Source organism: Actinoplanes sp. G11-F43 (assembly GCF_050589265.1).
GTDB lineage: Bacteria > Actinomycetota > Actinomycetes > Mycobacteriales > Micromonosporaceae > Actinoplanes.
Genome location: NZ_JBNZCE010000005.1, coordinates 12,673 through 39,525, shown reverse-complemented (window position 1 = coordinate 39,525; position 26,853 = coordinate 12,673). Strand labels below are relative to the sequence as shown.

21 protein-coding genes are annotated in these 26,853 nt (G+C 70.1%); 9 read left to right on the top strand and 12 right to left on the bottom strand.

Annotated elements, in window-relative coordinates; translation table 11 throughout:
- Positions 1–180 precede the first annotated feature (180 nt).
- Positions 181–1,158, bottom strand: coding sequence for a Gfo/Idh/MocA family protein (locus tag ACQ0O7_RS05210; protein WP_430780597.1), 978 nt, complete (start codon positions 1,156–1,158; stop codon positions 181–183).
- 168 nt (positions 1,159–1,326) lie between these two features.
- Here ACQ0O7_RS05210 and ACQ0O7_RS05205 point away from each other — a divergent pair, with 168 nt between their 5' ends.
- Positions 1,327–2,334, top strand: coding sequence for a hypothetical protein (locus ACQ0O7_RS05205; protein WP_430780596.1), 1,008 nt, complete (start codon positions 1,327–1,329; stop codon positions 2,332–2,334).
- 1,112 nt (positions 2,335–3,446) lie between these two features.
- On the opposite strand, the gene pstB is transcribed toward ACQ0O7_RS05205, so the two are convergent.
- The 6 genes from pstB to ACQ0O7_RS05175 form a co-directional block, all read right to left on the bottom strand.
- Positions 3,447–4,223: a phosphate ABC transporter ATP-binding protein PstB gene (gene pstB, locus ACQ0O7_RS05200; protein ID WP_430780595.1), complete on the bottom strand. Its 777-nt coding sequence runs from the start codon at positions 4,221–4,223 to the stop codon at positions 3,447–3,449.
- A 14-nt stretch (positions 4,224–4,237) separates the two neighbouring features.
- A complete protein-coding gene (pstA, locus tag ACQ0O7_RS05195) occupies positions 4,238–5,323 on the bottom strand; it encodes a phosphate ABC transporter permease PstA (RefSeq protein WP_430780593.1) in 1,086 nt (361 codons plus the stop codon).
- A 73-nt stretch (positions 5,324–5,396) separates the two neighbouring features.
- Positions 5,397–6,467: a phosphate ABC transporter permease subunit PstC gene (gene pstC / locus ACQ0O7_RS05190; protein ID WP_430780591.1), complete on the bottom strand. Its 1,071-nt coding sequence runs from the start codon at positions 6,465–6,467 to the stop codon at positions 5,397–5,399.
- Between the two features lie 38 nt (positions 6,468–6,505).
- Positions 6,506–7,597, bottom strand: a complete 1,092-nt coding sequence (gene pstS, locus ACQ0O7_RS05185) for a phosphate ABC transporter substrate-binding protein PstS (protein WP_430780589.1) — start codon at positions 7,595–7,597, stop codon at positions 6,506–6,508.
- Positions 7,598–7,833: 236 nt separating this feature from the next.
- Positions 7,834–8,721, bottom strand: a complete 888-nt coding sequence (mshD, locus tag ACQ0O7_RS05180) for a mycothiol synthase (protein ID WP_430780587.1) — start codon at positions 8,719–8,721, stop codon at positions 7,834–7,836.
- A 15-nt stretch (positions 8,722–8,736) separates the two neighbouring features.
- Positions 8,737–9,459, bottom strand: coding sequence for a winged helix-turn-helix transcriptional regulator (locus ACQ0O7_RS05175; RefSeq protein WP_430780586.1), 723 nt, complete (start codon positions 9,457–9,459; stop codon positions 8,737–8,739).
- A gap of 270 nt (positions 9,460–9,729) precedes the next feature.
- Here ACQ0O7_RS05175 and ACQ0O7_RS05170 point away from each other — a divergent pair, with 270 nt between their 5' ends.
- The 5 genes from ACQ0O7_RS05170 (at position 9,730) to ACQ0O7_RS05150 (ending at position 13,123) form a co-directional block, all read left to right on the top strand.
- Positions 9,730–10,737, top strand: a complete 1,008-nt coding sequence (locus ACQ0O7_RS05170; RefSeq protein WP_430780585.1) for a hypothetical protein — start codon at positions 9,730–9,732, stop codon at positions 10,735–10,737.
- 73 nt (positions 10,738–10,810) lie between these two features.
- Positions 10,811–11,602 (top strand): LmeA family phospholipid-binding protein, encoded by a 792-nt coding sequence (locus ACQ0O7_RS05165; protein ID WP_430780584.1) that lies wholly within the window; start codon positions 10,811–10,813, stop codon positions 11,600–11,602.
- On the top strand, positions 11,574–11,747 hold the full coding sequence (locus ACQ0O7_RS05160; protein WP_430780583.1) for an Ms5788A family Cys-rich leader peptide: 174 nt from the start codon (positions 11,574–11,576) through the stop codon (positions 11,745–11,747). Before ACQ0O7_RS05165 ends, ACQ0O7_RS05160 begins: the two co-directional genes overlap by 29 nt.
- A gap of 180 nt (positions 11,748–11,927) precedes the next feature.
- Positions 11,928–12,776 carry a sulfurtransferase gene (locus ACQ0O7_RS05155; protein WP_430780582.1) on the top strand — a complete coding sequence of 283 codons (849 nt, stop codon included), beginning with the start codon at positions 11,928–11,930 and terminating at the stop codon, positions 12,774–12,776.
- A gap of 2 nt (positions 12,777–12,778) precedes the next feature.
- A complete protein-coding gene (locus ACQ0O7_RS05150) occupies positions 12,779–13,123 on the top strand; it encodes a DUF1416 domain-containing protein (RefSeq protein WP_430780581.1) in 345 nt (114 codons plus the stop codon).
- A gap of 47 nt (positions 13,124–13,170) precedes the next feature.
- Here the strand turns inward: ACQ0O7_RS05150 and ACQ0O7_RS05145 are convergent, their stop codons facing one another.
- Positions 13,171–14,436, bottom strand: coding sequence for an AI-2E family transporter (locus ACQ0O7_RS05145; protein ID WP_430780580.1), 1,266 nt, complete (start codon positions 14,434–14,436; stop codon positions 13,171–13,173).
- Positions 14,437–14,728: 292 nt separating this feature from the next.
- On the opposite strand from ACQ0O7_RS05145, the gene ACQ0O7_RS05140 reads away from it, so the two are divergent.
- Positions 14,729–15,025, top strand: coding sequence for a GroES family chaperonin (locus tag ACQ0O7_RS05140; RefSeq protein ID WP_430780981.1), 297 nt, complete (start codon positions 14,729–14,731; stop codon positions 15,023–15,025).
- Here the strand turns inward: ACQ0O7_RS05140 and ACQ0O7_RS05135 are convergent.
- Together ACQ0O7_RS05135 and ACQ0O7_RS05130 are read right to left on the bottom strand one after the other, a co-directional pair.
- Entirely contained in the window at positions 15,016–16,896 is a 1,881-nt protein-coding gene (locus ACQ0O7_RS05135) for a PrsW family intramembrane metalloprotease (protein ID WP_430780579.1), read from the bottom strand. The two genes, ACQ0O7_RS05140 and ACQ0O7_RS05135, sit on opposite strands and share 10 nt — an antisense overlap.
- Before the next feature lie 47 nt (positions 16,897–16,943).
- Positions 16,944–18,071 carry an FUSC family protein gene (locus ACQ0O7_RS05130; protein ID WP_430780578.1) on the bottom strand — a complete coding sequence of 376 codons (1,128 nt, stop codon included), beginning with the start codon at positions 18,069–18,071 and terminating at the stop codon, positions 16,944–16,946.
- 29 nt (positions 18,072–18,100) lie between these two features.
- Here ACQ0O7_RS05130 and ACQ0O7_RS05125 point away from each other — a divergent pair, with 29 nt between their 5' ends.
- Positions 18,101–18,739 carry an HD domain-containing protein gene (locus tag ACQ0O7_RS05125; protein ID WP_430780577.1) on the top strand — a complete coding sequence of 213 codons (639 nt, stop codon included), beginning with the start codon at positions 18,101–18,103 and terminating at the stop codon, positions 18,737–18,739.
- Here the strand turns inward: ACQ0O7_RS05125 and ACQ0O7_RS05120 are convergent.
- A complete protein-coding gene (locus tag ACQ0O7_RS05120; RefSeq protein ID WP_430780576.1) occupies positions 18,711–18,998 on the bottom strand; it encodes a DUF4031 domain-containing protein in 288 nt (95 codons plus the stop codon). The genes ACQ0O7_RS05125 and ACQ0O7_RS05120 overlap by 29 nt on opposite strands.
- Positions 18,995–20,794: a glycerol-3-phosphate dehydrogenase/oxidase gene (locus ACQ0O7_RS05115; RefSeq protein WP_430780575.1), complete on the bottom strand. Its 1,800-nt coding sequence runs from the start codon at positions 20,792–20,794 to the stop codon at positions 18,995–18,997. Before ACQ0O7_RS05115 ends, ACQ0O7_RS05120 begins: the two co-directional genes overlap by 4 nt.
- A 192-nt stretch (positions 20,795–20,986) precedes the next feature.
- Between ACQ0O7_RS05115 and ACQ0O7_RS05110 the strand changes: the two genes are divergently transcribed.
- Positions 20,987–26,272, top strand: coding sequence for an Ig-like domain-containing protein (locus ACQ0O7_RS05110; protein ID WP_430780574.1), 5,286 nt, complete (start codon positions 20,987–20,989; stop codon positions 26,270–26,272).
- Positions 26,273–26,853 lie beyond the last annotated feature (581 nt).

The window sequence follows — 26,853 nt, the reverse complement described above, 5'->3', positions numbered from 1 at the left end:
GGCATCGTTCGGCGGCGCGGGCCCCGTCGCACGGCTTGCCGGTCAGCCGGGCCTCAACGCGCGGGCGCGCGCCGGCCCGGTCCGCACCGGCCGACCGCCGACCCGCGCGCATTCGACGCGCTCCCAGACGGCTCGTTCCCGGTCAGCGCGCCCCGGCCAGCGCCCCCAGTCAGTGTGCTCTCAGTAGGTCACGCCGACCTGCTCGCGCAGTGCGTCCAACAGGGCCATCACTTCGAGTGTCGTCGAATGCGGCACCAGTGGGCTCTCCAGCTCACCGGCGAGCAGGCAACGCTGCACCTCGGCCGCCTCGAACTGATAGCCGCTGCCCTCGAACGGGAACTCGAACGTCTCCGGCTCGCCATCCTGCCGATTGAGCACGAACGACCGCGGCACGAAGAACCCCACCGGCAGGTCGATCCGGCCCTCGGTGCCGGTGATCGACGCGGCGTTCCGGCTCGGGCCGTTGATGCTGCACGTCAGCGCGGCCACCGCACCCGCCTCGTAGCCGAGCAGGACACCAGTGTTCTCGTCAACGCGCTCGGGGGTCAGGTGCGACCAGGCCTGCGCCGACGCCGGCACACCGAGGATCAGGTGCGCCAGGTGGATCGGATAAACGCCAAGGTCCAGCAGCGCGCCACCGCCCAGTTTCGGGTCACGCAGCCGGTGCGAAGCCTCGAACGGCCCCTGCAACCCGAAATCGGCGTGCACCGCGGCCACCTTGCCGATCGCACCACTCGCCACCAACTCGGCGATCTTGCGAATGGCCGGGTTGAGGCGCATCCACATGGCCTCCATCAGGAACACCCCACGCGACCGCGCGGCCTCCAGCAGCAGGGCGGCGGACGGCAGGTCCAGCGTGATCGGCTTTTCGACGAGCACCGCCTTGCCGGCCTCGATGCACATCATCGCCGCGTCCAGGTGGAAGGCGTGCGGTGTCGCCACATAGACCACGTCGACCCCGTCGTCGGCGGCCAGGTCGGCGTAGGAGCCGTGCGACCGTGCGAAGCCGTGCCGCTGCGCGAAGGCCTCCGCGTTCGCACTGCTGCGTGAGCCGACGGCGGCGAGCTCGGCTCCCTCCACCAGCTTCAGGTCGGCGGCGAATGAACTGGCGATCCCGCCGGGGCCCAAAATGCCCCAGCGAACCTTCTGTGCGGTCATGATCAGTACGGTACCCGCGCCCGGACGCGGAGCGCTCGGTTGTCCACAGGGACCGCTCGGCCGACGAGCCCCTGTGGATAACGTATCGCCCCGCCCGGCGACGGTGGCAGGATCGGACCGGTGACCGACTCGATGTCGCTACCACCCGCCATGTCGTTGCCCCCCGCCATGTCACAACGAGCACGCGAGTTCACCGGCCCACCCGTGCCGGCCCGCCCCGCCGCCACCGTGGTCCTGCTCCGCCCACACACCGACGCCCAACACGACACCGCCCCGCACGACACCGCCCCGCACGACACCGCCCCGCACGACACCACCCCGCATGACACCACTCCAGACGGCAGCGCCCCGAACAGCACGGGCCCAAGCAGCACGGCCCCGGGCAGCACCGTCCCCGGCAGGACCGTCCCCGACGGCGGCCGCCCAGGCAGCTACGACCCGGGCAGCAACGGTCCGGGCCGCGCCGACCCGCACGACGCCGGCCCCGACAGGCCCGGCTCACATCGCGGCGCCTTCCAGGTCTATGTGCTGCGCCGGGCGGCCACGATGGCGTTCGGCGGTCTCTACGCCTTTCCCGGAGGCGTGGTCGACCCGTCCGATCAGCCGTCGACCATCCGTGCCGACTGGCCGGAGCGGCTGGGTGTCCCCGAGGCCGAGGCCCACGCGGTGGTGGGTGCCGCCGCCCGCGAGTTGTTCGAGGAGAGTGGCATTCTGCTGGCCGGTCCGCACGCCGAGCCCGACCGCACGATCACGTCCACCGACAGCCCCGAGTGGGAGGCCGATCGCGCGGCGGTCCAGGCCCGCACACTGTCGATGACCGAGTTGCTGGCCCGCCGTGACCTGCGTCTGCGCGACGACCTGCTGCTGCCCTGGGCCCGGTGGGTGACGCCGGAGTTCGAGCCGCGACGGTACGACACCTGGTTCTTCGTCGCGCTGCTCCCCGAGGCCCAGTCCGCCCGCGACGTCTCCGGCGAGGCGACGGCCACCGCGTGGATCTCCCCGGCCGACACGTCTCTGCCGATGCTCCCACCGACCCGCCGCACGCTGGCCGAGATCGCCGCCCTCCCGGACATCCCCGAGGTGGTCGCCGCCTCGGCCCACCGCGACGCGGCCACACCGTTGACGCCACGCATCGAGGTGACACCGAGTGGGGAGGTCCAACTTCAACTTCCCTGATTTCGGTACGCTCCACCAAACGGTCCCGCCCCGTCCCCGCGAGGTCCGCGCCACACCGGACCGTCCGGCGACCGCCGGGCCGAATGCGCTGGTCACCGCCCAAGGCTCAGATGGCCCGATCCAGGCTCACGGTCGCCGAACCCGCGTGGCCAGTTCCGGTCCGATCCGCGCCACATCTCGTCGTCCCGGCACGCGGGCGGGCCCGGTGGGCGCGCACGCTGACGGCGCGGGATGACATGAAGCAGGGTCGACCTCGGTGGGCGCGCACGTTGACGGCGCGGGTGACATGGACCGGAGTCGACCCCAGTAGACGCACACGCTGACAGCGCGGGTGACATGGACCGGAGTCGACCCCAGTAGACGCACACGCTGACAGCGCGCGATGACATGAGCCGGAGTCGACCCTAGTAAGCGCACACGCTGACGACGCGGGATGACGTGAACCAGGGTCGACCCCCATGGGCGCGCACGTGGACAACGCGGGGTGGCATGGGCCGGGGCCGGCCCTGATGGGCGCGCACGTTGACGCGGGGTGACACGGGCCGGGGCCGGCCCTGATGGGCGCGCACGTTGACGCGGGGTGACACGGGCCGGGGCCGGCGCTGGTGGGCGCGCACGTTGGTGGACCGGGTGCTCGCGTCGGTGTCCTGGGCCCGGCAGGTGCTCACCGTCTGGCGTGAGTGTGACGCCGTCGGGGTGGGGTGCCGGATGCCTGCGCACGAGCCGGGCAATGTGTGCCTTCGGCGGGGTCTCGGGGAGTGTGGTGACCCTGGCGGTTGATCGAGGAAGGTCGCTCGCCTATGGAAACGTCATGGCGACCGTGCCTGACCCACCGCCTGGCTCGCCGTTCAACCAATTGATCATCAGGGTCTGGGTGGGGTGACCGCGTGCACCGCATTCGGCCCGGCGGGCGCGGGACGGTCGGGAGTTTCGCCTGCCTTGCGGGGACGGGGCTGGAGCTGTGGATTTGGCAGGGAGGTGCGGGGCGTACCGGACAGGATGGAAAGAAACGCCGGCCCGACCTGAAGTCGGACCGGCGTTTCGGGCCTCGCACCGGGTGCACGTCGCATGCCCCCCATAGGCCGCGTGCGGTGGGTGCGAGGTAGGGCTGGTCAGCCGAAGCGGCCGGTGATGTAGTCCTCGGTCTTCTTCTGCGACGGGTTGCTGAAGATCTTCTGGGTGTCGTCGTATTCGATGAGGCGGCCGGGGTCGCCGGTCTTCTCGATGGAGAAGAAGCCGGTCTTGTCGCTGACGCGGGCGGCCTGCTGCATGTTGTGCGTGACGATGATGATCGTGAACTGGTCCTTCAGTTTGAACATCAGGTCTTCGATCGCCAGCGTGGAGATCGGGTCCAGGGCCGAGCAGGGCTCGTCCATCAGGACGACCTGGGGCTGGACGGCGATGGTGCGGGCGATGCACAGGCGCTGCTGCTGGCCGCCGGACAGGCCGGCGCCGGGGCGGTCGAGGCGGTCCTTGACCTCGTCCCACAGGTTCGCGGAACGCAGCGACTTCTCGGCGGCGTCGTCGAGGAGCGACTTCTTCTTGACGCCGTTGAGTTTGAGGCCGGCCACCGCGTTCTCGTAGATCGACATGGTGGGGAACGGGTTGGGCCGCTGGAAGACCATGCCGATCATGCGGCGGACCGCGGTGACGTCGACGTCCGGGTCGTAGATGTTCTGGTCGTCGATGGTCAGGCTGCCTTCGATGCGGGCGCCGGGCAGCACCTCGTGCATGCGGTTGATGGACCGCAGGAACGTCGACTTGCCGCAGCCCGACGGGCCGATCAGAGCCGTGATGGTCTTCGGCTCGACGGCCATCGAAACGCTGTCGATCGCCTTGAAGTTGCCGTAGTAGGAGGAGACATTCGTCGCCTCGATGCGCTTGGCCATGGATGACACCTTCTTTAGCGGGACAGCTTGTTGCGACGGGCGAGCAGCTTGGCCGCGACGGTCAGGATGAGGACCAGGGCGACCAGGGTGAGCGCGGCGGTCCAGGCCCGGTCCGGCGCGAAGCGGGAGGCGTCACCGGCCTGCTGGTAGACGAAGAGCGAGAGGGACTGCTGGTTGCCGGCGAACGGGTCGAAGTTGATCGCCGCGGCGCCACCGGCGACCAGCAGGACGGGTGCGGTCTCGCCGGCCGCGCGGGCGACGGCGAGCATGATGCCGGTGACGATGCCGGGCAGGGCGGTCGGCAGGACCACGCTGAGGATCGTCTTCCACTGCGGGACACCGAGCGCGTACGAGCCCTCCCGCAGCGGTCCGGGCACCAGGCGCAGCATCTCCTCGGTGGACCGGACGATGGTCGGCAACATCAGCACGGCCAGGGCCAGTGAGGCGGCGAAGCCGGAGAAGCGCGGCACCCCGTTGTTGAACCACGGGCTGACGATCAGCACCCAGAAGGAGAGGATGAACAGGCCGGCGACGATCGACGGGATACCGGTCATCACGTCGACGAAGAAGCGGACCGTCTCGGCGAACTTGCCCCGGCCGTACTCGACCAGGTAGATCGCGCCGAGCACACCGAGCGGAACCGCCATCAGGGTGGCGATGCCGACCTGCTCCAGGGTGCCGATGATGGCGTGGTACGCGCCACCGTGCGGGTCCCGGGCGCCGATGTTGTTCATCGAGGTGCCGAAGAAGTTGCCGTCCAGGCGGTTGATGCCCTTGGACACCAGCGTCCAGACGACCGAGGCCAGCGGCAGGATCGCCAGGATGCAGGCCGCGTAGATCATCGACTTCATGGTCCGGTTGCGGGCGGCCCGGGGGCCCTCGATCCGGGCGGCGACGATGTTGAGGCCGACCAGGTAGATGACCACGCCGAGGACGGCGACCAGGACCCAGCTGCCGATGTCGAGGCCGAGCACCAGCGCGGCGGAGACCGCGAAGGCACCGACCGCGACCAGCGCGTTCGTCACCACCGGGAGCTTCTTGCTCCGGATGTTGTCCGGCGTCATGACCGCGCCGGGGGCTTCACGTTCAATCAGGCTCATGCCGCCACTCCGCTTCGCTCCGTGCCGACATGAGCCAACGGGCTGTGCTTAATTGTTCGTTCGCTGCGCTCACTCATGCCGCGTTGTCCCGGAACTCGCGACGGCGGTAGATGATCGCCCGCGCCGTCATGTTGACCACCAGTGTGATCGCGAAGAGCACCAGGCCGGAGGCGATCAGGGCACCGCGGCCCGTCTCGTTGGCCTCGCCGAAGGAGTTCGCGATGTTGGCGGCGATGGAGTTGCCGCCGTTCTCGATCAGGTTGAACGAGATGTCGAAGGCGATGCTCAGCGTCAGGGCCAGGGCGATCGTCTCGCCCAGCGCGCGGCCGAGGCCGAGCATGACCGCGGCGATGACACCGGGCTTGCCGTACGGCAATACGGCGGTCCGGATCATCTCCCAGCGGGTGGCGCCGAGCGCGAGCGCGGCCTCCTCGTTCATCCCGGGGGTCTGCTGGAAGACCTCGCGGGAGAGGGAGGTGACGATCGGCAGCACCATGATCGCCAGCACCAGGCCACCGAGCATGATCGACTGACCGAACGGGCCGTCGCCGCCGAAGAGCGGGATCCAGCCGAAGTATTCGTTGAGCCAGATCGAGAAGTCCCGGACCGGCTGCTGGAAGACGTCACGACCCCAGAGACCGAAGACCACACTGGGTACGGCGGCGAGAAGGTCGATCACGAAGCCCAGCGGGGTGGCCAGGCGCCGGGGCGCGTAGTGCGAGAGGAACAGCGCGATACCGAGGGCGATCGGCACCGCGACCACCAGCGCGATGATCGAGCTGAGCACGGTTCCGAAGGCGAGGGCCGCGATTCCGAAACTCGGGTTCGACTCGTTCGGGAACCACCTCAGCTCGGTGAGGAAGTTCGCCTCGTTGGCGGAGAGGGCGGGAACCGCTTTGGAGATCAGGAAGACGGCGATCGCGACGATGATGACCAGCACCATCGCACCGGAGGCCGTGGACAGGGCCCGGAAGCCAGTCTCGATCGAGAACCGGGCCTTCTTGGGCAGTGCGCCACCGCCACCGAGCGGGGGCTCGTCGTGATTTGCCGGTGAACTGCCGTAGCCGGCGCCCTGCCCGCGACTCGTGGTCGCGGCCAGGTCGCCGGCGGTGGCGTTCACCGAGCGGGAAGGGTAGTCACCCATCTGCGCGCTCGCTGTCGTTCGGAGGGATTAGCGGAAGGTCAGGAGATCGAGGCGACGGACTGCTCGACCTTGGCGCGCAGCGTCTCCGGCAGCGGGGCGTAGCCCAGCTCGCCCAGCGCCTTCTGGCCGTCGGTGCTGGCGGTGTACTTCAGGAAGGCCTGCACCTCCTTGGGCTTGGCGCTGCCCTTGCTGCAGGCGATCTCGTAGGTCACCAGCACGATCGGGTACGCCCCGGCGGTGGTGGTGGCGTAGTCGAGGGTGAGGGCGAGGTCGCCGTCGGTGCCGGTGATCTCGGCGTTCTCGAAGGTCTTGCCGGCGCTCTCACCGGACAGCTCGGCGTACTCGCCGGCGCCGTTCTTGATCTTCGCGGTCTGCAGGTCGCTGTTCTCGGCGAAGGACAGCTCGACGTACGAGATGGTGTTCGGGGTGCTCTTGACCTTGGTGGCCACGCCGTCCGACTTGCTGACGCCGGTGCCGCCCGGGGCCTTCCACGCCTTGGCGTTCTCGAACTTCCAGTCCGCACCGGCGGTCTTGCTCAGGTACTTGGTGAAGTTGTCGGTGGTGCCCGACTCGTCGGCCCGGTGGACCGTCTCGATGTTGGCGTCCGGCAGGGTGGCGCCGGAGTTCTCGGCGGCGATGGCCGGGTCGTTCCACTTGGTGATCGTGCCGGAGAAGATCTTCGCCAGAAGCGCGGGCGACAGCTGGAGGCCGTCGACACCCTGCACGTTGTAGACCACGGCGATCGGGCCGATCACCATCGGGAGGTTGAGGGCCTTGCCACCGACACACTTGGCGTCGGCGAGCGGCTGCTCGTCCTCCTTCAGGGCCGAGTCGGAACCGGCGAAGTCGGCGGTGCCGGCGATGAACGCCTCGATGCCCGCGCCCGAACCGGTGCCCTGGTAGTCGACCTTGGAGTCGGCGCACTGGCTCTGGTACGCCTTGATCCATTCGTCCATGGCGTTCTTCTGAGCGGTGGAACCCTGCGCCGTCAGGCTGCCGGCCACACAGTTGCCCGGGGCGGCAGACGAGCCACCCTCCGCCGCCGGCACGTTGTCCGAGCCGCAAGCGGTGAGCGCGAGCGAGGCAGTCAGGGCAATGCCGGCCACGAAACCGGACCGCTGGAGCTTCACGAATAGTCCCCTCAGGTTTGCAGCCGGTCACTCACCGGCTGACACCCCAAAAGCTAGGAAGGCGAAGTGACCGGATCCCCGGTCGCAAATGAACTGGGAGTGAACACGTCGGCCCCAGGAGGTAGCCATCCCCCGGAGAAGAGTTGTCCGTTAAGTGAACTGCGCTCCTGCTACCCGATATGTCGGGTATATCCGGGCAGCCGTGACCGGGCCGAGACCTTGCCTTATCCTCGCCGTTATCGGCGGTAGTTGACGTCCGTCTTGTAGATCTCGAAGCCGAGACGCCGGTACAGCTTCACGGCGGCCTCGTTCGACTCGTCCACATACAGACTGGCCACCGTCAGCCCGGCCCCGGCCAGATGACGCAGACCCGCCACACTCAGCGCGGCACCCAGCCCACGCCGGTGCCCGGCCGGGTCGACCCCGAGCACATAGATCTCGCCGACCGCCGGCTCGTCAGCGGACGCCGGATGCACCTTGGTCCAGTGGAAACCCAGCACCTGATCGGCGACATCCACCGCGAGCAGGAAACCGGCCGGATCGAACCACGGCTCCGCCTCCCGGCCCAGCAGGTCCTCAAGAGTCCACCGGCCCTGCTCCGGGTGATGCGCGAACGCCCGCGCGTTGATCCCGATCCAGTCCTGCTCGTCGGAACCCGGCCGGAACGCGCGGATGGTCACACCCCCGGGAAGCGGAATGTCCGGCAGCGGGTCGAGCAGCGAACGGCGCATCTGCCACAGCACCCGGGCCCGCTCGAAACCGTTGCGCTCGGCGAAGACCGCGGCACCCGAATCGTCGCCGTGCGCCCAGAACCGCATCGGGCCCGGCCCCGCCGCGGTCAGCAACTCGGTGCCGGCACCGGCCCGGCGGAAATCCGGATGGACGATCAGCTCGCCGGAGCCGTCCTCCAGAAAGGCGTAACCGACCAGCCGGTCACCGGCCTCGGTGTAGGAGAGAAGGTGCGTGCCCGAGGACGGCACGTCACCGCGCACCCGCAGCTCGACGTCCTCGGAGAGCGGGTGGACACCGTCGATGTGCCCGGCCGCGGCGGCCAGGGCGAGCACGTCGTCCACCTGAGACGGCGACAGCCGGTCCAGGGCACGGACCGGCTGTCGTTTCGTCATGCTGCGAAGTTTAGATCAAACAGGGAGGGAAACGGGCTCGTTGTCCGGAAGCTGGCGACCGGACGGCGGAACCACGAACTTGTAACCGACCTGACGGACCGTGCCGATCATCGACTCGTACTCCGAGCCGAGCTTGGCGCGCAGACGACGCACGTGCACGTCGACCGTCCGGGTGCCGCCGAAGTAGTCGTAGCCCCAGACCTCACGCAGCAGCTGGTCGCGGGTGAAGACCCGGCCCGGGTGCTGGGCGAGGAACTTGAGCAGCTCGAACTCCTTGTAGGTGAGGTCGAGCGGGCGGCCCTTGAGCTTCGCCGCGTAGGTGTCGGGGTCGATGTTCAGCTCGCCGGCCCGAATCGAACCGCCGGCACCGGCGGTCGCGTTGGTGAGGCGGCCGACCGACAGGCGCAGACGCGCCTCGACCTCGGCGGGGCCGGCGCTGGCCAGGATGACGTCGTCGACGCCCCAGTCAGCGTTGAGAGCGATCAGGCCGGCCTCGGTGACCACCGCGATCAGCGGGACACCGATGCCGGTCGCGTGCAGCATGCGGCAGGTGGCGCGGGCTTCCGACAACTCGGAGCGGGCGTCGACCAGAACAGCGTCGGGGCTGGGCCCGGACACCAGAGTGCGAACGTCACGCGGGGCGGTACGAACCGAGTGGGGCAGAAGGTCCAGGGCGGGCAATACGGCAGAAGGCTCACCAGCACGTGCCGTGACCAGCAGAAGGATCTCCACACTCACCTCCGTCCTTGCGGCACGAGTGGCCGCTCGGGTGACCCGGTCTGCGAGCTGAACAGGCTTCGCCACCGGAGATTGGGCCCGGCGTCACCGACGGGTGGGTTGCGCTTACCTTAACCGATGCATCAGTCCGGAGACCCCTGCCGACATCGCAAGTGATGTAGCGAACGCCCGGTAGGTGGCCGAACGGCCGAACCGTAACCAGCCTTTTACCCGAGCGACGACACCCCCGGCGATTGGGACGACGGTCACGGGTCTGGCACGATCGCAGTCGTGTTCCCCTCGATGCCGAACGACGACCCCTGGGATGCGGAAGCCTCCCAGCAGGTAGCGCGTATGAACCCGGGCCGCCCGAAGGCCGGGGCGTTCGGTGCCGTCCCGGACGAGGAGGAGGACAAGTCCGGCGCGATCGACGTCGACGTCGAGGACGACGAGTTCGAGGAGATCGAGGTCGTCCCGGTCCGGCGGAGCCTGTCGGCGGCCATCGGCGGATTCGCCGCGCTGCTGGCCACCGCGCTGGTGATAGGCAGTCTGGTGACCGGGCCCGGGGCTCGTACGTCGTATGTGATCGTGCTCTTCGGGGTGCAGTCGCTCGGCCTGCTCGCCTGGATCATGGCGCTGCAGCCGCCCGCGGCCGCCGCCACCGCGGGGATCGTCGCGGTGACCGCGCTGGCCGCCGACTACCTGGCGGCGACCGGCGAGCCCGGCGCGCTGACCCCGCTGCTGCTGACCGCGCTCGGCGGCTTCGTCGCGGCGATGATCGCCCAGGTGATCCGGGCCGAGGACCGGCAGCGGGCCAAGGACTCCTGGCGCACCACCCTGCTGATCGTGGCCGGGGTCTCCGCCTACTCGATCCTGATCACGCTCACCCGGGTGCCGCTGGGCGCGCAGGCGATCCTGGTCTGCTGTGTCGGCGCCGGGATGGCCCTGCTGGTCGCCCGGCTCACCGACGCGGTCTTCCCGAAGCCGCGGATCGCGCTCCAGGTGCCGCGCGGCGCGACCGGCATCGTGCTCGGCGCCATGCTCGGCACGCTCGCCGGGGCACTGCTCGGCAGCTATCTGATCTTCCCGTTCACGCCGACCAAGGGCGCGGTGCTGGGCCTGGTCGCCGCAGTCGCCGCGCACCTGATCGACCTGGCCGTCAACTTCGGTGAGGCCGGGCGCCGGCTGGCCGGTGACGCGCCGACGTTCTGGCTGGCCCGGCACATGCAGGGGCCACTGGGCGGGTTCGCGCTCACCGCCTTCACGGCCTACCTCCTGCTGCACTGGTACCTCGTCTGACCCACCGGTTTCACTGAACCCTCGACCCGGGCATGTACGTTCCCCAGGGTTAGCGGGTGAATCGGGAGGAAAAGTGGCCGAGGTGTACGGATCGGAGCGTCCTCGCCGACGCCGGGGGCGCAAGGCACTGATCGTGCTGGTGGTTCTGCTGGTCATCCTGGGTGCCGGGGTGGCTGTGCTGGACCGTTTCAGCAACTCGTACGCCGAGGACGTCATCGCCGACAAGGTGGCACAGGAGGTGGCGAACCAGAACGCCACCAGCAGCCGGCCCGAGGTGACCATCGCGGGCGTGCCGTTCCTCACCCAGGTGCTGGCCGGCGAGTATCAGGAGATCCGGATCCAGCTGCCGGACTTCTCCGCGCCGACCGGGACCGGCGAGACCGTCGCGATGGACCTGCTGGACATCCGCGCCCAGGACGTCAAGGCCCCGCTGAGCGCTCTGAGCAGCGGCCAGGGCGAGGTGGTGGCCGGGTCGGTCACCGGGGTCGGCACCATCGACTACGCGCTGCTGGCCGGCGCCACCGGCCAGGAGGGCATGACCCTGGCGGAGAAGGACGGCAAGGTGGTCGGCTCGGCGGTGCTGTCCATCTCGCGTACCCAGAAGATCGAACTGTCCGGGGTCGCCGACCTGACCGTGGTCGACGGCAAGGTGCAGGTCCGGTTCTCCGATGTGACGGCCAAGGACCTCCCGAACAACCCGCTCATCCAGGGTCAGGTGAACAACTTCGTCAAGCAGATGGCCTTCGAGCTGGCCGTGCCGGAGTTGCCGCTGAACCTGGTGATCAACGAGTTGCAGCCGCTCCCGGAGGGCCTGAAGGTCACCCTCGGGGCCACCGATGTCACTCTCGCCGCGGCGGGTGTCTGACCTCACGCGATCCCGGATCGTGGTCGGCTCTGTTCCGCTGCGTGAGCACGCTGGTAGGGTCGGCCACATGAGCCCCTTGCTCACGAAAAGGCGCGCGGTCGACCTGTGCCGCGTGGCCGCGTGCCTGTGTCGCCCTGTCATCTGACGGGGCCATTCAGTGCTGAGCATCCTCTGATCTGAGCTCTGGGCATTTCTTTGCCCGGCAGTGGCGCCGTCGCACAAGCAGCCCGTGATCCCAACCACCGATGGGTCCGCGCGGAGTGCGACAGAGAACACTTCCGTGCGCTGACTCTCCCTCCACCCACCTTCCAAAGGGAGTGAACCGATGAGTCGCGACACCGCACTCGTCTCGGCCGAGTGGGCCGAGCAGAACCTGGAGACCCCGGGCCTGGTCTTCGTCGAGGTCGACGAGGACACCACCGCCTACGACGGCGGCCACATCCCCGGCGCTGTGAAGATCGACTGGAAGACCGACCTCCAGGACCCGGTCCGGCGTGACTTCGTCAACCAGGAGCAGTTCGCCGCCCTGCTCTCCGAGCGCGGCATCGCCAACGACGACACCGTGATCCTCTACGGCGGCAACAACAACTGGTTCGCGGCGTACGCGTACTGGTACTTCAAGCTGTACGGCCACGAGCAGGTCAAGCTGATCGACGGCGGCCGTAAGAAGTGGGAGCTGGACGCCCGCGTCTACTCCAAGGACGTGCCGGTCCGGGAGAAGACCACCTATGTGGCCAAGGCCCCCGACCTGTCCATCCGCGCCTTCCGTGACGAGGTCGTTGAGGCCATCGGCGTGAAGAACCTGGTCGACGTGCGCAGCCCCGACGAGTTCGCCGGCCGCCTGCTCGCCCCGGCGCACCTGCCGCAGGAGCAGTCACAGCGGGCCGGTCACATCCCGACCGCGATCAGCGTGCCGTGGAGCAAGGCCGCCAACGAGGACGGCACCTTCAAGTCCGACGAGGAACTCGCCAAGATCTACGGTGAGGCCGGCCTCGACGGCAGCAAGGACACCATCGCGTACTGCCGTATCGGCGAGCGCTCCTCGCACAGCTGGTTCGTGCTCAAGGAGCTGCTCGGCCACGAGAACGTGAAGAACTACGACGGTTCGTGGACCGAGTACGGCTCGCTCATCGGTGTTCCGATCGCCCTCGGCGACGAACCCGGAAAGGCCTGATCATGACCTCACCCGCCACCAACGTCGCGTCCGGCGCCGCCGGCTGCGCCGCCCCGGACCAGTCCGCGCCCCTCCCCAGCAGCGTGGACCTGGCCAAGGAGACGGTCATCACCGGCTCCGTCCGCAACGGTGCCGGCGAGGTCGTCGGCGGCGCCTACGTGCGCCTGCTCGACTCCTCCGGCGAGTTCACCGCCGAGGTCGTCTCGTCGCCCGAAGGCGTGTTCCGCTTCTTCGCGGCGCCCGGCTCCTGGACCGTGAAGGCGCTCAGCCAGCAGGGCAAGGGCGAGCTGGCCGTCGACGCCGACCGCGGGATCAACGAGATCACGGTCACCGTGGCAACCGTCTGACCCACGCTCTGTGAAAAAAGGGGGACCCTTCCGGGTCCCCCTTTTTCTCAGGCTCCGCCGGTCGTCACCACCTCCGCGTGCGGCGGCACCTCCGGACGGCGCCGGGACAGCCTGCGTACGGCCGTGTTCAGCACCGCGATCAGCGGCACCGCCACCAGCGCCCCGATGATCCCGGCCAGCACCACCCCACAGGCGATGCCGACGATCACCGCGAGCGGGTGCACCGCCACCGCCCGGCCCATGATCAGCGGCTGGAGCACGTGGCCCTCGATCTGCTGCACCAGGATCACCGCGCCCAGCGTGATCAGCGCGATCACCCAGCCCTCGTCGACAAGCGCCACCAGCACCGCCACCGCGCCCGAGATGCTCGCCCCGACGATCGGCACGAACGCGCCCAGGAACACCAGCGCCGCCAGCGGGAACGCGAACTCCACCTCCAGCACCACCAGAGCCAGGCCGATGCCGACCGCGTCGATGAACGCCACCAGCACGGTGGCCCGCACATAGGCGCCCAGCGTCGACCACGAGGCGTCCCCGGCGTCGGCCAGCGACCAGCGCGCGTTCACCGGGAACAGCCGCACCAGGAACCGCCAGATCGCCCGGCCGTCCCGCAGGAAGAAGAAGGTCGCGAAGATCACCAGCAGCAGCCCGGTGGCCAGCTCGGCGATGGTCGCCACCGTCGCGATACCGGTCGAGGTCAGCGACGTGGTGTTCGCGTTGATCCACTGCTGGCCGGCGTCGATCGCCTGATCCAACTGGGCGTCCGACAGGTGCAGCGGGCCGGTCCGGGCCCACTCCTGGATCTGCCGGACACCGGCACTCGCGTTCTCGGTCAGCTTCGGCACACCCTGGACGAACTGGTTCACCACCAGGGTCAACGTGCCCGCCACCGCGGCGATCCCACCGACCAGCACCAGGGACGTCGCCAGCGAACGCGGCAACCGCAACCGCAGCAGCCAGCCCACCGCCGGGCTGAACAGCGCCGACAACAACAGCGAGATGGCCAGCGGCACCACCACGATGCTCACCATGCCGATGAAACGGAGCAGTGCCCAGCCGATCACCCCCACCACGATCAGCCGCCAGCTCCAGGCGGCGGCGATCCGCAGTGAGTGCGGCACGTCCGCGTCGTCCCGGCTGCTCGTCGAGTGATGCACGATGTCCGTATCGGGAGGGGGTGGGAAGAACTCGTTCTCGTAGCGGTCCGGCTCGGTGGCCGGGCGCTCGGCCCGCGCCTGACGGACCGACTCACGGCCCGAGTCGTAGGCTCTCCTCAGGTTCTCCCGGACCCGCTCAAAGCGGTTCACCCGCATGACCCCCTCAGCCTCTGGAATGTGCGCTAGTCACGCTAGGTTCCGTCTCTCGAATCGCGTGGGAGCGAGGCGAGGTCCAGGGGGTGGCTGCCGGTTGACGCAGCCATCCCCTGGACCACGCCGCAGCCCCGCGGGATTCACGAGACCGAACCTAGTACTCGCGTGCCCGGATCGCCTTACCCCGTGGCACCGAGTCGGACCCCTTCCCTGACGGGTGGTTACTCAGGGCGGCGGCGTACCGTCTGCAGACGTGAGTGCCGACACCCGTACCGAGACCGGACTGCCGATCCGGATGCTCCACGACCGCGTCCTGGTCCGACAGGACGGCGGCGAAGGCGAACGACGTTCCACCGCCGGCATCGTCATCCCGGCCACCGCCTCGATGGGCCGGCGCCTGTCCTGGGCGACAGCGGTCGGGGTGGGCCCCAGCGTGCGGTCGATCGTGGTCGGTGACCGGGTCCTGTTCGACCCGGACGACCGCTCCGAGGTCGAACTGCACGGCAAGGGCTACGTCCTGCTGCGCGAACGCGACGTGCACGCGGTCGCGGCCACCCGGGTCGAGTCGGACGGCACCGGCCTCTACCTCTGAGACGACGCCTCATCCGGCGGCACCACATCCGGCGGCGGGCTCCCGAACCGCGCGGTCTCCGAACCGTCCGGCACTGCCTCCCCGGCGGCCGGCACGGGCGAAGCGGGCCCGGCCGAAGTGGGCTCGTCCGGCCCCGGCACGACCGGCGCGGGTGCGGGCGAAGCGGGCCCGGCCGAACCCGGGGCGGCCGAGGTGGGCAGGGCCGAAGTGAACGGGGACGGCGAGTAGGGAGCCTGCGGCATCGGGGCGAACGGCGGCGGGCCACCGAAGGCCGGACCACCGGGTACGCCGTGCGGAACGCCGGAGACCGGCACACCGCCGTAGGGACCGGCCTGCCGCATCGGGGCTCCGTAGGGACCGCCCGAGGACGGTGGGCCATAGAAACCCGGCATGGGCACGCCGTACGGACCGGCGGGGTGCGGGCCGCCCGGCGCCGGGGCACCGTAGGGACCGCCCGGCATCGGAGGCCCGTAAGGACCGCCGAACGGGCCGGCCGCGACCGGGACCGGAGTGGGCAGGACGATCGGGAGTGGCATGACCGGCTCGGCCGGGGGCGCCACCGTCCGCACCACACCGTCCGGGAAGGTGATCCGGTAGTTCCGGCCGTCCCACCAGGACGGCGGTGTCTGCGGGTCACGCCCGGCGAACGCCGACCGGTAGTTGGTGATCGCGACCAGCAGTTCGTGCTCCTCCCGCACCGTCCGCTGCAGGTCCTCGGGGGTGCGGGACAGGCCCCGGACCAGGCCGTCCCGGATCAGGGCGAGACGGGTGGCGGCGAACTGGAAGTCACGCATGGCCCGCTGACCGGGCTGACCGGCCACCCGGCGGGCCCACTCCCGGGCGGCATGCCGGCGGCCCAGGGTGCCGAGCGCGGCCACCTCGGACGGGGTGAACCAGCCGGCCGTGGCGTACGGGTACAGCACGCGCTCGGCCAGCCGGCCCTCCCAGCTGCGCCAGGCGATGGCGAACCCGACGACCGCGAAGAAGAACGGCACCATGAAGCCGAGGTACCCGTACAACATGATCAGGGTTTCCTGGGTCGCCCCGGCCAACGTCGGCAGCAGGTTGAAGAGTCCGTGCAGCATCATCGCCAGCAGCAGGCCGGCGATCGGGGCCAGCCAGCGGACGGCACGGTTGCCGGAGCGGGCGGCGATGCCCAGGCCGATACCCGCCATCGAGGTGAACAGCGGGTGCGCGAAGCCGGTGAAGAGGATCCGCAGGATGAAGATGAGGAACACGTTCTGCAGGCCGGTGGCCGGACCGTACTCGTCGGCGCCCGCGGCGTAGCCGTGCCCGCCCAGGTAGAGCACATTTTCCACCATGGCGAAGCCGAGGGCGGACAGACCGCAGTAGACGATGCCGTCGGTGATGCCGGACCACTCGCCGCGGCGGCGCCAGAACAGCAGCAGCGGGCCCAGCACCTTCATCAGCTCCTCGATGAAGGGCGCCACCAGCACGGCGACCAGCGCGTCCGGTAGGCCGATCCGCTCGAACAGCCAGGCCGAGGAGCTGTTCACCACCAGGGCCACCGCGGTCGCCACCGCGGCACCCCAGGCGAAGCAGTAGACCAGATACTTCGTCGGCTCCGGCTCATACCTGTCCAGCCAGACGAAGCTGCCGGCCAGCAGCGGGACCGGCAGGATCGCCGCGGTCAGGCCGATGATCAGGCCGGTCACGCCGATGTTGTAGCCCAGGAAGACCAGCATGCCGACGGCGCCGAGCGCGATCAGCGTGATCACCGCGGCCACCGGCAGCCAGCGCCGCCATCCGGCACGGCGGCCGGGCACCGGCGCACCGGCCGCGTCGGCCACCGCGGGATAGGGCGGAACGGGGGCCGGGGACGGCGGAGGGGCTACGGGGTCGTCGGCCATGCCGCCAGCGTAGTCATCGGCCGCGCTCGCGACATGCCCGACATCGATCAAGCGCCGGACCGGCCGCGCCGGCGGCGGGCCTGGTGCGGGCGCCCGCTCCAGCCGATCGCCTCCCGCACCTGACGGGTCGCCTCGGAGTGCTCCACACCGGTCGCCCGCAGCAGGTCACCGACAGCGGTCCGGGTCTGCGCCACCACCACGCCGCCGGAGTAGCCGACACCCTCCTGATAGGCGCGGCCGGACTCGGCCACCGCGCGCAACGCCCGCTCCCGGGCCGCGGACGGCTCGACGCCCCGGTCCCACTCGTGGCGGAGCAGCTCGACGGCGTCGCCGAGGTGCCGGATCGACTCGGGCAGCACCGCCGGGACCGGCTCCCGGTCCTGCAGTGCGACCAGGGCCCGGCGCAGCAGCACCCGGACGTTGCGCAGCGCGTAGGTGACGTGCGGGGCGCCCTCCACGTACTGGGCGAGGGCGCCGCGGGCCCGCCACCGGGCCGGGGCGAAGGCGACGTTCTCCCGGGCCGCGTCGATCGCGGTCCGGAACGCGGCGAAGGTGCTCTCGGCCGCCCGCAGCCGCTCCAGCGCCGCCTGGAGCGCATCGTGGTCGGCGGCCGCCAATGCCCGGGCGGCGTCATGCAGGCCGCCGGTGAACGCCCGCAGCGCCGGATCGGCGGCCCGCTGGACCACGGTCAGCGGGTTGAGCGGCAGCAGGACCGTCATCACCACCAGGGCGATCCCGCCGCCGACCAGGGCGTCGAAGAACCGGGTCCAGGGCTGCCCGGTGGTCGAGGTGAGAGTGGCGACCAGGACCGCCGACGACGCGGACTGCACGATCAGCGCCGCGCCGCCGCCGGCCGCGGTGGCCAGCAGCACCGCGAGCAGCACGATCAGGCCGATCTGGAGCGGGCCGGCCCCGATCAGCAGGATGATGCCGTCCCCCAGCCCGATCCCGGCGGCGACACCGATGACCAGTTCGGAGGTGCGCCGCAGCCGCTGCCCGACCGACGAGCCGAGGGTGATGACCGCGGCGATCGGCGCGAAGAACGGCATCGGCCGTTCGAACAAGTCGTGCGCGATCCACCAGGCCAGCCCGGCGGCGAGCCCGGCCTGGACGGCGAGCATCAGCCCGGCCCGGGCCCGGGCCAGCACCGGCGGAAGCCGGTCGGTACCGATCATGATCTCAACCTACGTGCCAGGATGCTGGGGTGAAATCTCTGATCGAAGCCTTCCGGTCCGCGGCCCGCGGCGCCGGGGCCACCGCGGACGACACCGACCTGGACGCGGCCGCGCAATACCTGCTCGGCCGGTGGACCGAGCCGCAACGTCACTACCACGACGTGACCCATCTCGGCGCGGTTCTCGAGGTCGTCGATCGCTTCGCTCACCTGGCCCCACACCCCGATCGGGTACGTCTGTCGGCCTGGCTGCACGACGCCGTCTACGACCCGAAGGCCCTCGGCGACGCCAACGAGCGGGACAGCGCCGAGTTCGCGGCCGGCCTGTTGCAGAGCCTGGGCGCCCCGAACGAGGTGGCCGCCGAGGTGGCCCGGCTGGTCGGGCTGACCGCCGGGCACGCCACCGAGGACGACGACCCGGACGGCGAACTGCTCTGTGACGCCGACCTGGCGATCCTGGCCGCCGACCCGGAGCGGTACGCCGCCTACACCTCGGCGATCCGCCGGGAGTACGCGCACGTGCCCGACGACGCGTTCCGGGGCGGGCGCACCCGGGTCCTCACCGAGCTGCTGAAACTCCCGTCGATCTACCGGCACGCCGAGATCCGCGAGCAGTGGGAGGAACCCGCCCGCGCCAACCTCACCGCCGAACTGGAGGAGCTTGCCTAGGCACCAGATGCTTCGGGCGGCGCAGACCGGCCGCCCGGAGCCGGACCGTGATCTCCCGCGACGACGCCAGGGTGGCGCCCAGCCACAGTGCGGCGGGGAAACGTACCTCGGGAATGTCGTAATGATCTCGGTCGAAGGCCCGCGCGGGCACGCCCAGCATCTCGGCGAACGCGTGCACCTCGTCGAAGGACACGTCGCTGACCAGGTGCGACCAGAGGCGGCCGCGGCCCGGCCAGCGAGGCTCGTCGACCAGGATCACAGGTCGATCTCCAGCAGGGGCTCCCTGCGGTCGGCGGCCAGGCCACGCACGTCGGGCACACCGATCCGGGCGGCGTCGGCGGTCGCGTCGTCCGGCATGGTCTGCGACTGCCGCTCGGCGGTGACCCGGGCCAGGTAGTGCTCGACCTCCTTGCGCTGGACGGTGGCGTCCCAGCCCAGCGCCGCCCCCATGATCTCGGCGGCGTGCTCGGCCGACTCGGCGCCGCGGTGGGCGGTCTCGAACGAGATCCGGGTCCGCCGGGTCAGCACGTCGTCCAGGTGCAGGGCGCCCTCGGCGAGAGCGGCGTAGGCCACCTCGGCCGCCAGGTATTCCGGGGCGCCGGCCAGCGGGACGGCCAGACCGGGATCGGCGGCCATCATCGCGAGCAGGTGCGTGGTGAGCGTGCCGTACCGCTCCAGCAGGTGCTCGATCACCCCGCCGGTGATGCCGTGCCGCCGGGCGATGTCCTGCCGGTCCCGCCAGGCCGCCGCATAACCGTCGGCGCCGAGCAGCGGCAGCTCCGCCGTCCGGGACGGGTGGGCGGCACCACCCAGCCGGCGCACCGCCTGGTCGATCACGTCGGCGGCCATCACCCGGTACGTCGTGTACTTCCCGCCGGCCACCAGCAGCAGGCCCAGCATCGGCTCGACCACCGCGTGCTCGCGGGACAGCTTGGAGGTGGAGTCGGCCTCGCCGGAGAGCAGCGGGCGCAGACCCGCGTACACCCCTTCGATGTCGTCGGTGGTCAACGGCCGGTCCAGCACCGCGTTGACCTGGTCGAGCAGGTAGCGGATGTCCCGGGCGGAGGCCGCCGGATGGGCCCGGTCGAGCTGCCAGTCGGTGTCGGTGGTGCCGATGATCCAGTGCCCGCCCCAGGGGATGACGAACAACACCGACGTCGCCGTACGCAGGATCAGCCCCGCCTCGCCGGTGATCGCCGACCGGGGCACCACCAGGTGCACCCCCTTCGACGCGCGGACCCGCAGGCCCGGGCGCACGCCGACGTCGTTGAGCATCTGCGACATGTCGTCGCTCCACACACCGGTGGCGGCGACGACTGTACGGGCCCGGACCTCGAACGGCTCCTCGTTCGGGGCCTCCAGGTCGCGCACGGTGACGCCGACCACCTGCCGGGCCTCGCGGATGAAACCGACCACCCGGGTGCTGGTCACCACGGCCGCGCCCAGGCTGGCCGCGGTCCGGGCCAGGTTGACCACCAGACGGGCGTCGTCGACCTGGCCGTCGAAGTAGCGGATCGCGCCGGACACCTGGTCGGCGCGCAGACTGGGGAAGAGCTGCCGGGCGCCGGCCCGGCTCAGGTGCCGGTGCAGCGGCATGCCCCGGCCGCCGCCGAAGACACCGGCGAAGACGTCGTACGCCGCCACGCCCAGCCCGTAGTAGCCCCGCTGCCAGGCCCGTCTGGGCAGGCCGGCGCTGGGCAGCGGCACCATGATCGGCACCGGGTGGACCAGGTGCGGAGCGAGCCGGGTGGCCAGCAGGCCGCGCTCGGTCAGCGCCTCGTGCACCAGGTTCAGCTCCAGCTGCTCCAGGTAGCGCAGACCGCCGTGGATCAGTTTGCTGGACCGGCTGGACGTGCCGGAGGCGAAGTCACGGGCCTCGACCAGGGCCACCTTGAGGCCCCGGGACGCGGCGTCGACGGCGGCGCCGGCGCCGGTGACCCCGCCACCGATCACCAGGACGTCGAACTGCTCGTCACGCAGGCGTCGCAGGTCTGCGGTCCGACGGATCGGAGACAGCCGGCCGGCCGAGAAGCGGGAGACGGAGGGATCACGCACCCGTCCCACGTTAGCGCTTCGGTGGTTCACCCAGGCGGGGGAATCTCCGGCGTTCATGGTCTGACGTCTGACTTTCCGCATGGAGACATAACCACCCACGGTGTTCTCCAATGCACGCAGTGTGCTCTCGGTAATTCTGAGCGTGCCTTGCACGCCCGGACTGTGAGGGTCCGCTCAGGTGGAGGAAACACCATGCACCGAGCCGCAATACGGACAGGCCCGTTCCGGGCGGTCGCCGCCTTCCTCGTCATGACGCTGGCCGTGATGATCGGGATCGCCGTCTCCACGCGAGAGGCGCAGGCCGCGATCACCAATACGTTCACCGGGCGGTTCAGCGCCAACACCAACGGCGCGGTCATGATCCGGGGCAACACCAGCATGCAGTGCCCGGCCTCGACCGCCTGCACCGACGCCCGCAACGCCAGCGGCAGCGGCAGCGGCGAGTCGTGGAACAACAACGGCTACACCATGGAGTACACCGACGTCGACGGCACCTCCGCGACGTTCAACGACAGTGAGTCGAACATCGACATGCCGGCCGGCAGCACCGTGCTGTTCGCCGGGCTCTACTGGAGTGGTGACGTCACCGCCGGGACCAGCGGCGCCGCCGCCCGGAGCTCGGCCGACAAGGGCCAGGTCCGCTTCGGGGTGCCGGGAGGATCGCTCACCACGGTCACCAACACCACCCTGTACGCGCCCGGTGGCACCGGCGCCTACCAGGGCTTCGCTGACGTGACGTCGCTGGTGGCGGGGGGCGGCAACGGCGTCTACCGGGTCGCCGACATCCAGGCCGGCACCGGTGTCGACAGGTACGCCGGATGGGCGCTGGTGATCGCGTACCGGAACGCCTCGCTGCCCCTGAAGAGCCTGCGGGTCTACGACGGTTTCGGCGTTCTCAACAACTCCGCCGGCAACATGTCGGTGGACATTCCGATCTCCGGCTTCCGAACTCCGGCGACCGGGGCCTTCGACGCCTCCATCGGAACCGTCGTCTACGAGGGCGACCTGGGCAAGACCGGCGACACCCTGGACGTCTCCGGACAGTCGATCTCCGACAGCCTCAACCCGGCCAGCAACGTCTTCAACAGCACCGCCAGCGAGGCCAACCTGGTGCTGAACAACCGCAGCCCGAGCTGGCCCAACCTGATGGGCGTCGACATCGACCAATTCAACGCGACCGGCAAGCTGGGCAACAACGTCTCCTCGGCCACGCTGAAACTGTCCACCACCGGTGAGACGTACTACCCGGGCGTGGTCACCTTCACCACCGATCTCACCGGCCCCAACCTGATCACCACCACCTCACCGACCGATGAGAACGGCGGCGACCTGGTGCCCGGCGACATCGTCCGGTACACCATCCGGATCGACAACGACGGCTACGAGGACGCGACGAACACCGTCCTGACCAACGCGATCCCCACCGGCCTCACCTACGTAGCCGACTCGATGACCGTCCAGGGCGCCGGTGTCCCGGACAACGGCCCACCCCTCGACTTCACCGTCGGAACGGTCCCGACCGGCGGCTTCCGCACCGTCACCTTCCGGGCCCGGGTGAACGCCGACGTCACCCCCGGCACCGCGATCGTCAACGTGCCGAACCTGTCGTACCAGGACGGCAGCAGCCACACGCTCACCAACGCCGGTGACTCCTCCAGCGTGACCGTGCAGCAGGGCAAGGTCGACCTGGTCGCCGACCTGGCCGTCACCCCGGTCCTGGTCAACCGGGCGTCGGCGCCGAACGCGGTCAGCTACACCGCCACCGTCACCAACAAGGCCGGCGGCGACCTCGAACCGAGCCCGGTCGCCACCGTCACCCTGCCCACCGGTGTCACCGCGGGCACCATGCCCAGCGGCTGCTCGGTCTCCGGTCAGACCGTCACCTGCACACTCAGCGCGATCACCGGGGGCACCAGCGGGTCCGCCACCTTCCCCGCCTCGGTGACCGGCAGCGCCGCCGACACCGCCACCGCGTCACTCACCGTCACCGGTTCGGCCACCGAGCTCACCCCGGCGGACAACACCGACACCGCCGCCGTACGGCAGAACCGCTCGCCGAACGCGACCGCCGACACCGACACCACCACACACAACACCGCTGTCACCATCCCGGTGCGGGCCAACGACACCGATCCCGACGACGACCGCAGCACACTCACCGTCACGGTCAGCACGATCAACCCGCCGGCCCACGGCACCACCACGGTGAACGCCACCACCCAGGCGATCATCTACACCCCGGACTACGGATGGCGTGGTGTGGACACCTTCGTCTATCAGGTCACCGACCCGCACGGCGCGTCCGACACCGCCACCGTCACGGTCACCACCGGCAACGCCGGCCCCGTCGCGGTCGACGACGCCGACTCCACCGGCACCGGCGACCCGGTCGACGTCGACGTGCTCGACAACGACAGCGACCCGAACCCGGGCGACGTCCTGGCCATCGACTCGTTCAGCCAGCCGGCACCGTCCACCGCCGGCGCCACCAGCCTGGTCAGCGGCGGCATCCGGTTCGCGCCGGCGGCCACCTTCAAAGGCACCGCCACCTTCACCTACGTCGTCGAGGACGGCAACGGCGGCACCGACACCGCGACGGTCACCGTGACCGTCACCGACGGGCCCCCGGTCGCCGCGAACGACACCGCCACCGTCGGCTACGCCGGCACCACCACCATCGACGTGCTCGGCAACGACCGGGACCCCAACGGCGACCCGTTCACCATCGACGCGATCAGCACACCCACCCGCGGCACCGCCGTCCTCAACAGCGACGGCCGCCGGATCGACTACACCGCGCCGACCGGATACTCCGGGCCCGCGACATTCACGTACACCATCAAGGACAGCAACGGGAACACCTCCACCGCGACCGTCACGGTCACCATCGGCAACGGCGTCCCGGTCGCGCCGAACCTGAACCGGAGCACCCCGTTCAACACCGCACTCGTGCTGGACCTGGCCTCGCTCTCCAGCGACCCGAACGGCGACACCCTGACCGTCACCGGCACCGGTACGGCCGCCCACGGCACCGTGGCGATCCGCAGCGACGGCCAGGTCTCCTACAACCCGACCACCGGGTACACCGGGAGCGACAGCTACACCTACACGATCAGCGACGGGCGGGGCGGCACCGCCACCGGCACCGTGAACGTCACCGTCGGCAACGCCGCACCCACCGCACGGGCCGACACGTACACCGTGATGTCCAACGCGCCGGCCGAACTCGACGTGCTCGCCAACGACACCGACCCCAACGGCGACACCCTGACCATCACCATCGACACCCCGCCCAGCCACGGCACCGCCCAGGTGGTCAGCGGAAAGATCGTCTACCGGCCGGCGAACGGCTGGCACGGCACCGACACGTTCCACTACACGATCTCCGACGGGCACGGCGGCACCTCCGGCGCCTCCGTCTCGGTCACCGCCGTCGACGTGGCGCCCCAGGCCCGGCCCGACGCGGCCACCACCGGCACCGACGACCCGGTCTCACTGAACGTGCTCACCAACGACACCGAACCCAACGGCGACACGATGACCGTCACCGCGGTCACCGCGCCCGCCCACGGCACCGTCACCTTCACCGCGGCCGGCGTGGTCACCTACACCCCGAAGACCGGGTACGCCGGATCCGACACGTTCACGTACACCGTCTCCGACCCGGCCGGCAACACCGCCACCGCCGTCGTGACCATCACCGTCGACAACGCGGCGCCCAACGCCATCGACGACAGGTTCACCGTCAAGCCCGGCACCGCCACCGAACTGGCCGTGCTCAAGAACGACACCGACCCCAACACCGGGCAGGTGCTCAGCGTGCTCCGGGTCGGCACCGCCACCAAGGGCACCGTCACCCTCACCGGCGGCAAGGTGACCTACACCCCGAACGCCGGCGCCACCGGCACCGACACCTTCACCTACACGGTCACCGACGACCTCGGCGCCACCGACGACGCCACCGTCACCATCACCATCTCGAACGGGCCGGACATCAAACCGGACACCGCCACCACCACCGGCAGCGGACCCGTCGAGATCGACGTGCTCGCCAACGACACCGACCCGGACGGCGGCGCCCTCACCCTGGTCGACGTCTCCACCCCGGCACACGGCACCGCGGTCCTGACCGCCGGCAACAAGGTCCGGTACACCCCGGCCACCGGCTACACCGGCACCGACACCTTCACCTACACGGTCCGCGACAGCGCCGGGAACACCCAGACCGCGACCGTCACCGTCACCGTCGGCAGCGCCCCACCGGTCGCCGTCGACGACACCGCCGCCGCCATGGCCGGCGAGTCCACCGACATCGACGTGCTCGCCAACGACACCGGTCAGGATCTGGAGATCACCGCCGTCGGCACCCCGCAGAACGGCACCGCCGAGATCGTCGACGGCAAGATCCGGTACACCCCGGCCGACGGGTTCACCGGCACCGACACCTTCGGCTACGAGATCAGTGACGGCGCGGGCGGCACCGCCGAAGGCACCGTCACCGTGACCGTCACCGACGGCCGGCCGATCGCCGTCGACGACGAGCGCAGAACCGGCTACCAGAAGCCGATCACCATCAAGGTCCTGGCCAACGACGTCGCACCCGGCGGAACCCTGAGCCTCGAATCGATCGGCACACCCGACCACGGCACCGCCACCGCCGACGGCGACGCCGTCGTCTACACCCCGCCGACCGGGTTCTCCGGACTCGCCACCTTCACCTACACCGCCCAGGACACCCTCGGGCAGAGCGCCGGCGCCACCGTGAAGGTCACCGTCGCAGCCGCGCCGGTCGCCCCGAACAAGGAAGTCGACGCCGAACCCGGCAAAGCCGTCAGCATCCCACTGCCGACCGTCGACCGGAACGGCATCAAGATCACGGTCAAGTCGCTGGGCAAGCCGAAACACGGCACCGTCAAACTCAACGCCAACGGGACCGTGACGTACCGGGCGGCCAAGGGCTTCGCCGGCACCGACAGCTTCACCTACCTGGCCGAGGACGCCGACGGCAACCTGACCACCGGTACCATCACGGTCACCGTGGCCGGCGCCGGAGCCGGCCAGCCACCGGTCGCCGTCAAGGACCGGTACACCGTCAAGAAGGGCGGCACGCTCTCCTTCAAACCCTTGAAGAACGACACCGATCCGTACGGCGAAAAGCTCTCCATCGTCAAGATCGGCAAGCCGAAACACGGCACCGCAACCCTCAAGGGCGACACCGTGACGTACGCCGCCGCGGAAGGATTCACCGGGACCGACACGATGTCCTACACGATTCAGGACGAGCGCGGCGGCACCGCCCGGGCCACCATCACCATCCGGGTGTCGTCCTCCGCGAACGGCGACCTGCCCACCACCGGCTCCAACCTGGTACCGGTCCTCACCGCCGGCATGCTGGCCATGTTCGCCGGTGGCGTACTGCTGGCGCTGACCGCGGTCGGTAAACCCGGCCGCCACCGCCCAGGCCGCCACCGCTTCTGATCAGCACTGTTGCTTGCTAGCAAGCAGCGTTGCTAGCAAGCAACGACAGAGAGCCCGGCCGGAGACATCTTCCGGCCGGGCTCTTCGTTTACGTCGGTCCCACCGGCCGAGATCACCGAAGACCGAGCCGGCCCGGATCACAGGATGCCGAGCCGGGCAAGGTTGCGAGATCACGAGGATCGGCACCGGACGGATGAGCACGAATCGCGCTTCGTGCCGGGGCGTCGGCGCCGAATGCCCGGCAGGCGCACACCCGCACCAGGTCGTGATAGTCCGGCTGGGGTTGGGGCTGTCGGGCGATCCCGTATTCGGGTGATGGACTGTGGCCGGGCGGGGCCGGCGACTCCATCATGATCCGTTCGTCGCCGGCGCCGGCCCCGAGCCCGGCCGACGCGCACTTTCGCGGTTCGTATGCGCTGGTCAGGCTGAGGAGACCGGCGCGGGAACACGCTGGTAGGCCGTGATGCCCGGCCGGGTCCGGGGCGTCTACGCCCGCGCACGACCGGTCACCGTGTGCCCGAACCGGGGTGGAGGCGAGTCGCTCGGACGAGGACTCGCGCGACACCCGGCCCTCAACCAGG

Coding starts and splice junctions, on each gene's coding strand:
- ACQ0O7_RS05210 (WP_430780597.1), bottom strand. CDS start 1,158: ATGACCGCACAGAAGGTTCGCTGGGGCATTTTGGGCCCCGGCGGGATC.
- pstB (WP_430780595.1), bottom strand. CDS start 4,223: ATGGCCAAGCGCATCGAGGCGACGAATGTCTCCTCCTACTACGGCAAC.
- ACQ0O7_RS05160 (WP_430780583.1), top strand. CDS start 11,574: ATGTCACTCTCGCCGCGGCGGGTGTCTGACCTCACGCGATCCCGGATC.
- pstC (WP_430780591.1), bottom strand. CDS start 6,467: ATGGGTGACTACCCTTCCCGCTCGGTGAACGCCACCGCCGGCGACCTG.
- ACQ0O7_RS05135 (WP_430780579.1), bottom strand. CDS start 16,896: ATGGCCGACGACCCCGTAGCCCCTCCGCCGTCCCCGGCCCCCGTTCCG.
- ACQ0O7_RS05140 (WP_430780981.1), top strand. CDS start 14,729: ATGCTCCACGACCGCGTCCTGGTCCGACAGGACGGCGGCGAAGGCGAA.
- pstA (WP_430780593.1), bottom strand. CDS start 5,323: ATGAGCCTGATTGAACGTGAAGCCCCCGGCGCGGTCATGACGCCGGAC.
- ACQ0O7_RS05150 (WP_430780581.1), top strand. CDS start 12,779: ATGACCTCACCCGCCACCAACGTCGCGTCCGGCGCCGCCGGCTGCGCC.
- ACQ0O7_RS05155 (WP_430780582.1), top strand. CDS start 11,928: ATGAGTCGCGACACCGCACTCGTCTCGGCCGAGTGGGCCGAGCAGAAC.
- ACQ0O7_RS05205 (WP_430780596.1), top strand. CDS start 1,327: ATGTCACAACGAGCACGCGAGTTCACCGGCCCACCCGTGCCGGCCCGC.
- ACQ0O7_RS05130 (WP_430780578.1), bottom strand. CDS start 18,071: ATGATCGGTACCGACCGGCTTCCGCCGGTGCTGGCCCGGGCCCGGGCC.
- ACQ0O7_RS05110 (WP_430780574.1), top strand. CDS start 20,987: ATGCACCGAGCCGCAATACGGACAGGCCCGTTCCGGGCGGTCGCCGCC.
- ACQ0O7_RS05145 (WP_430780580.1), bottom strand. CDS start 14,436: ATGCGGGTGAACCGCTTTGAGCGGGTCCGGGAGAACCTGAGGAGAGCC.
- mshD (WP_430780587.1), bottom strand. CDS start 8,721: ATGACGAAACGACAGCCGGTCCGTGCCCTGGACCGGCTGTCGCCGTCT.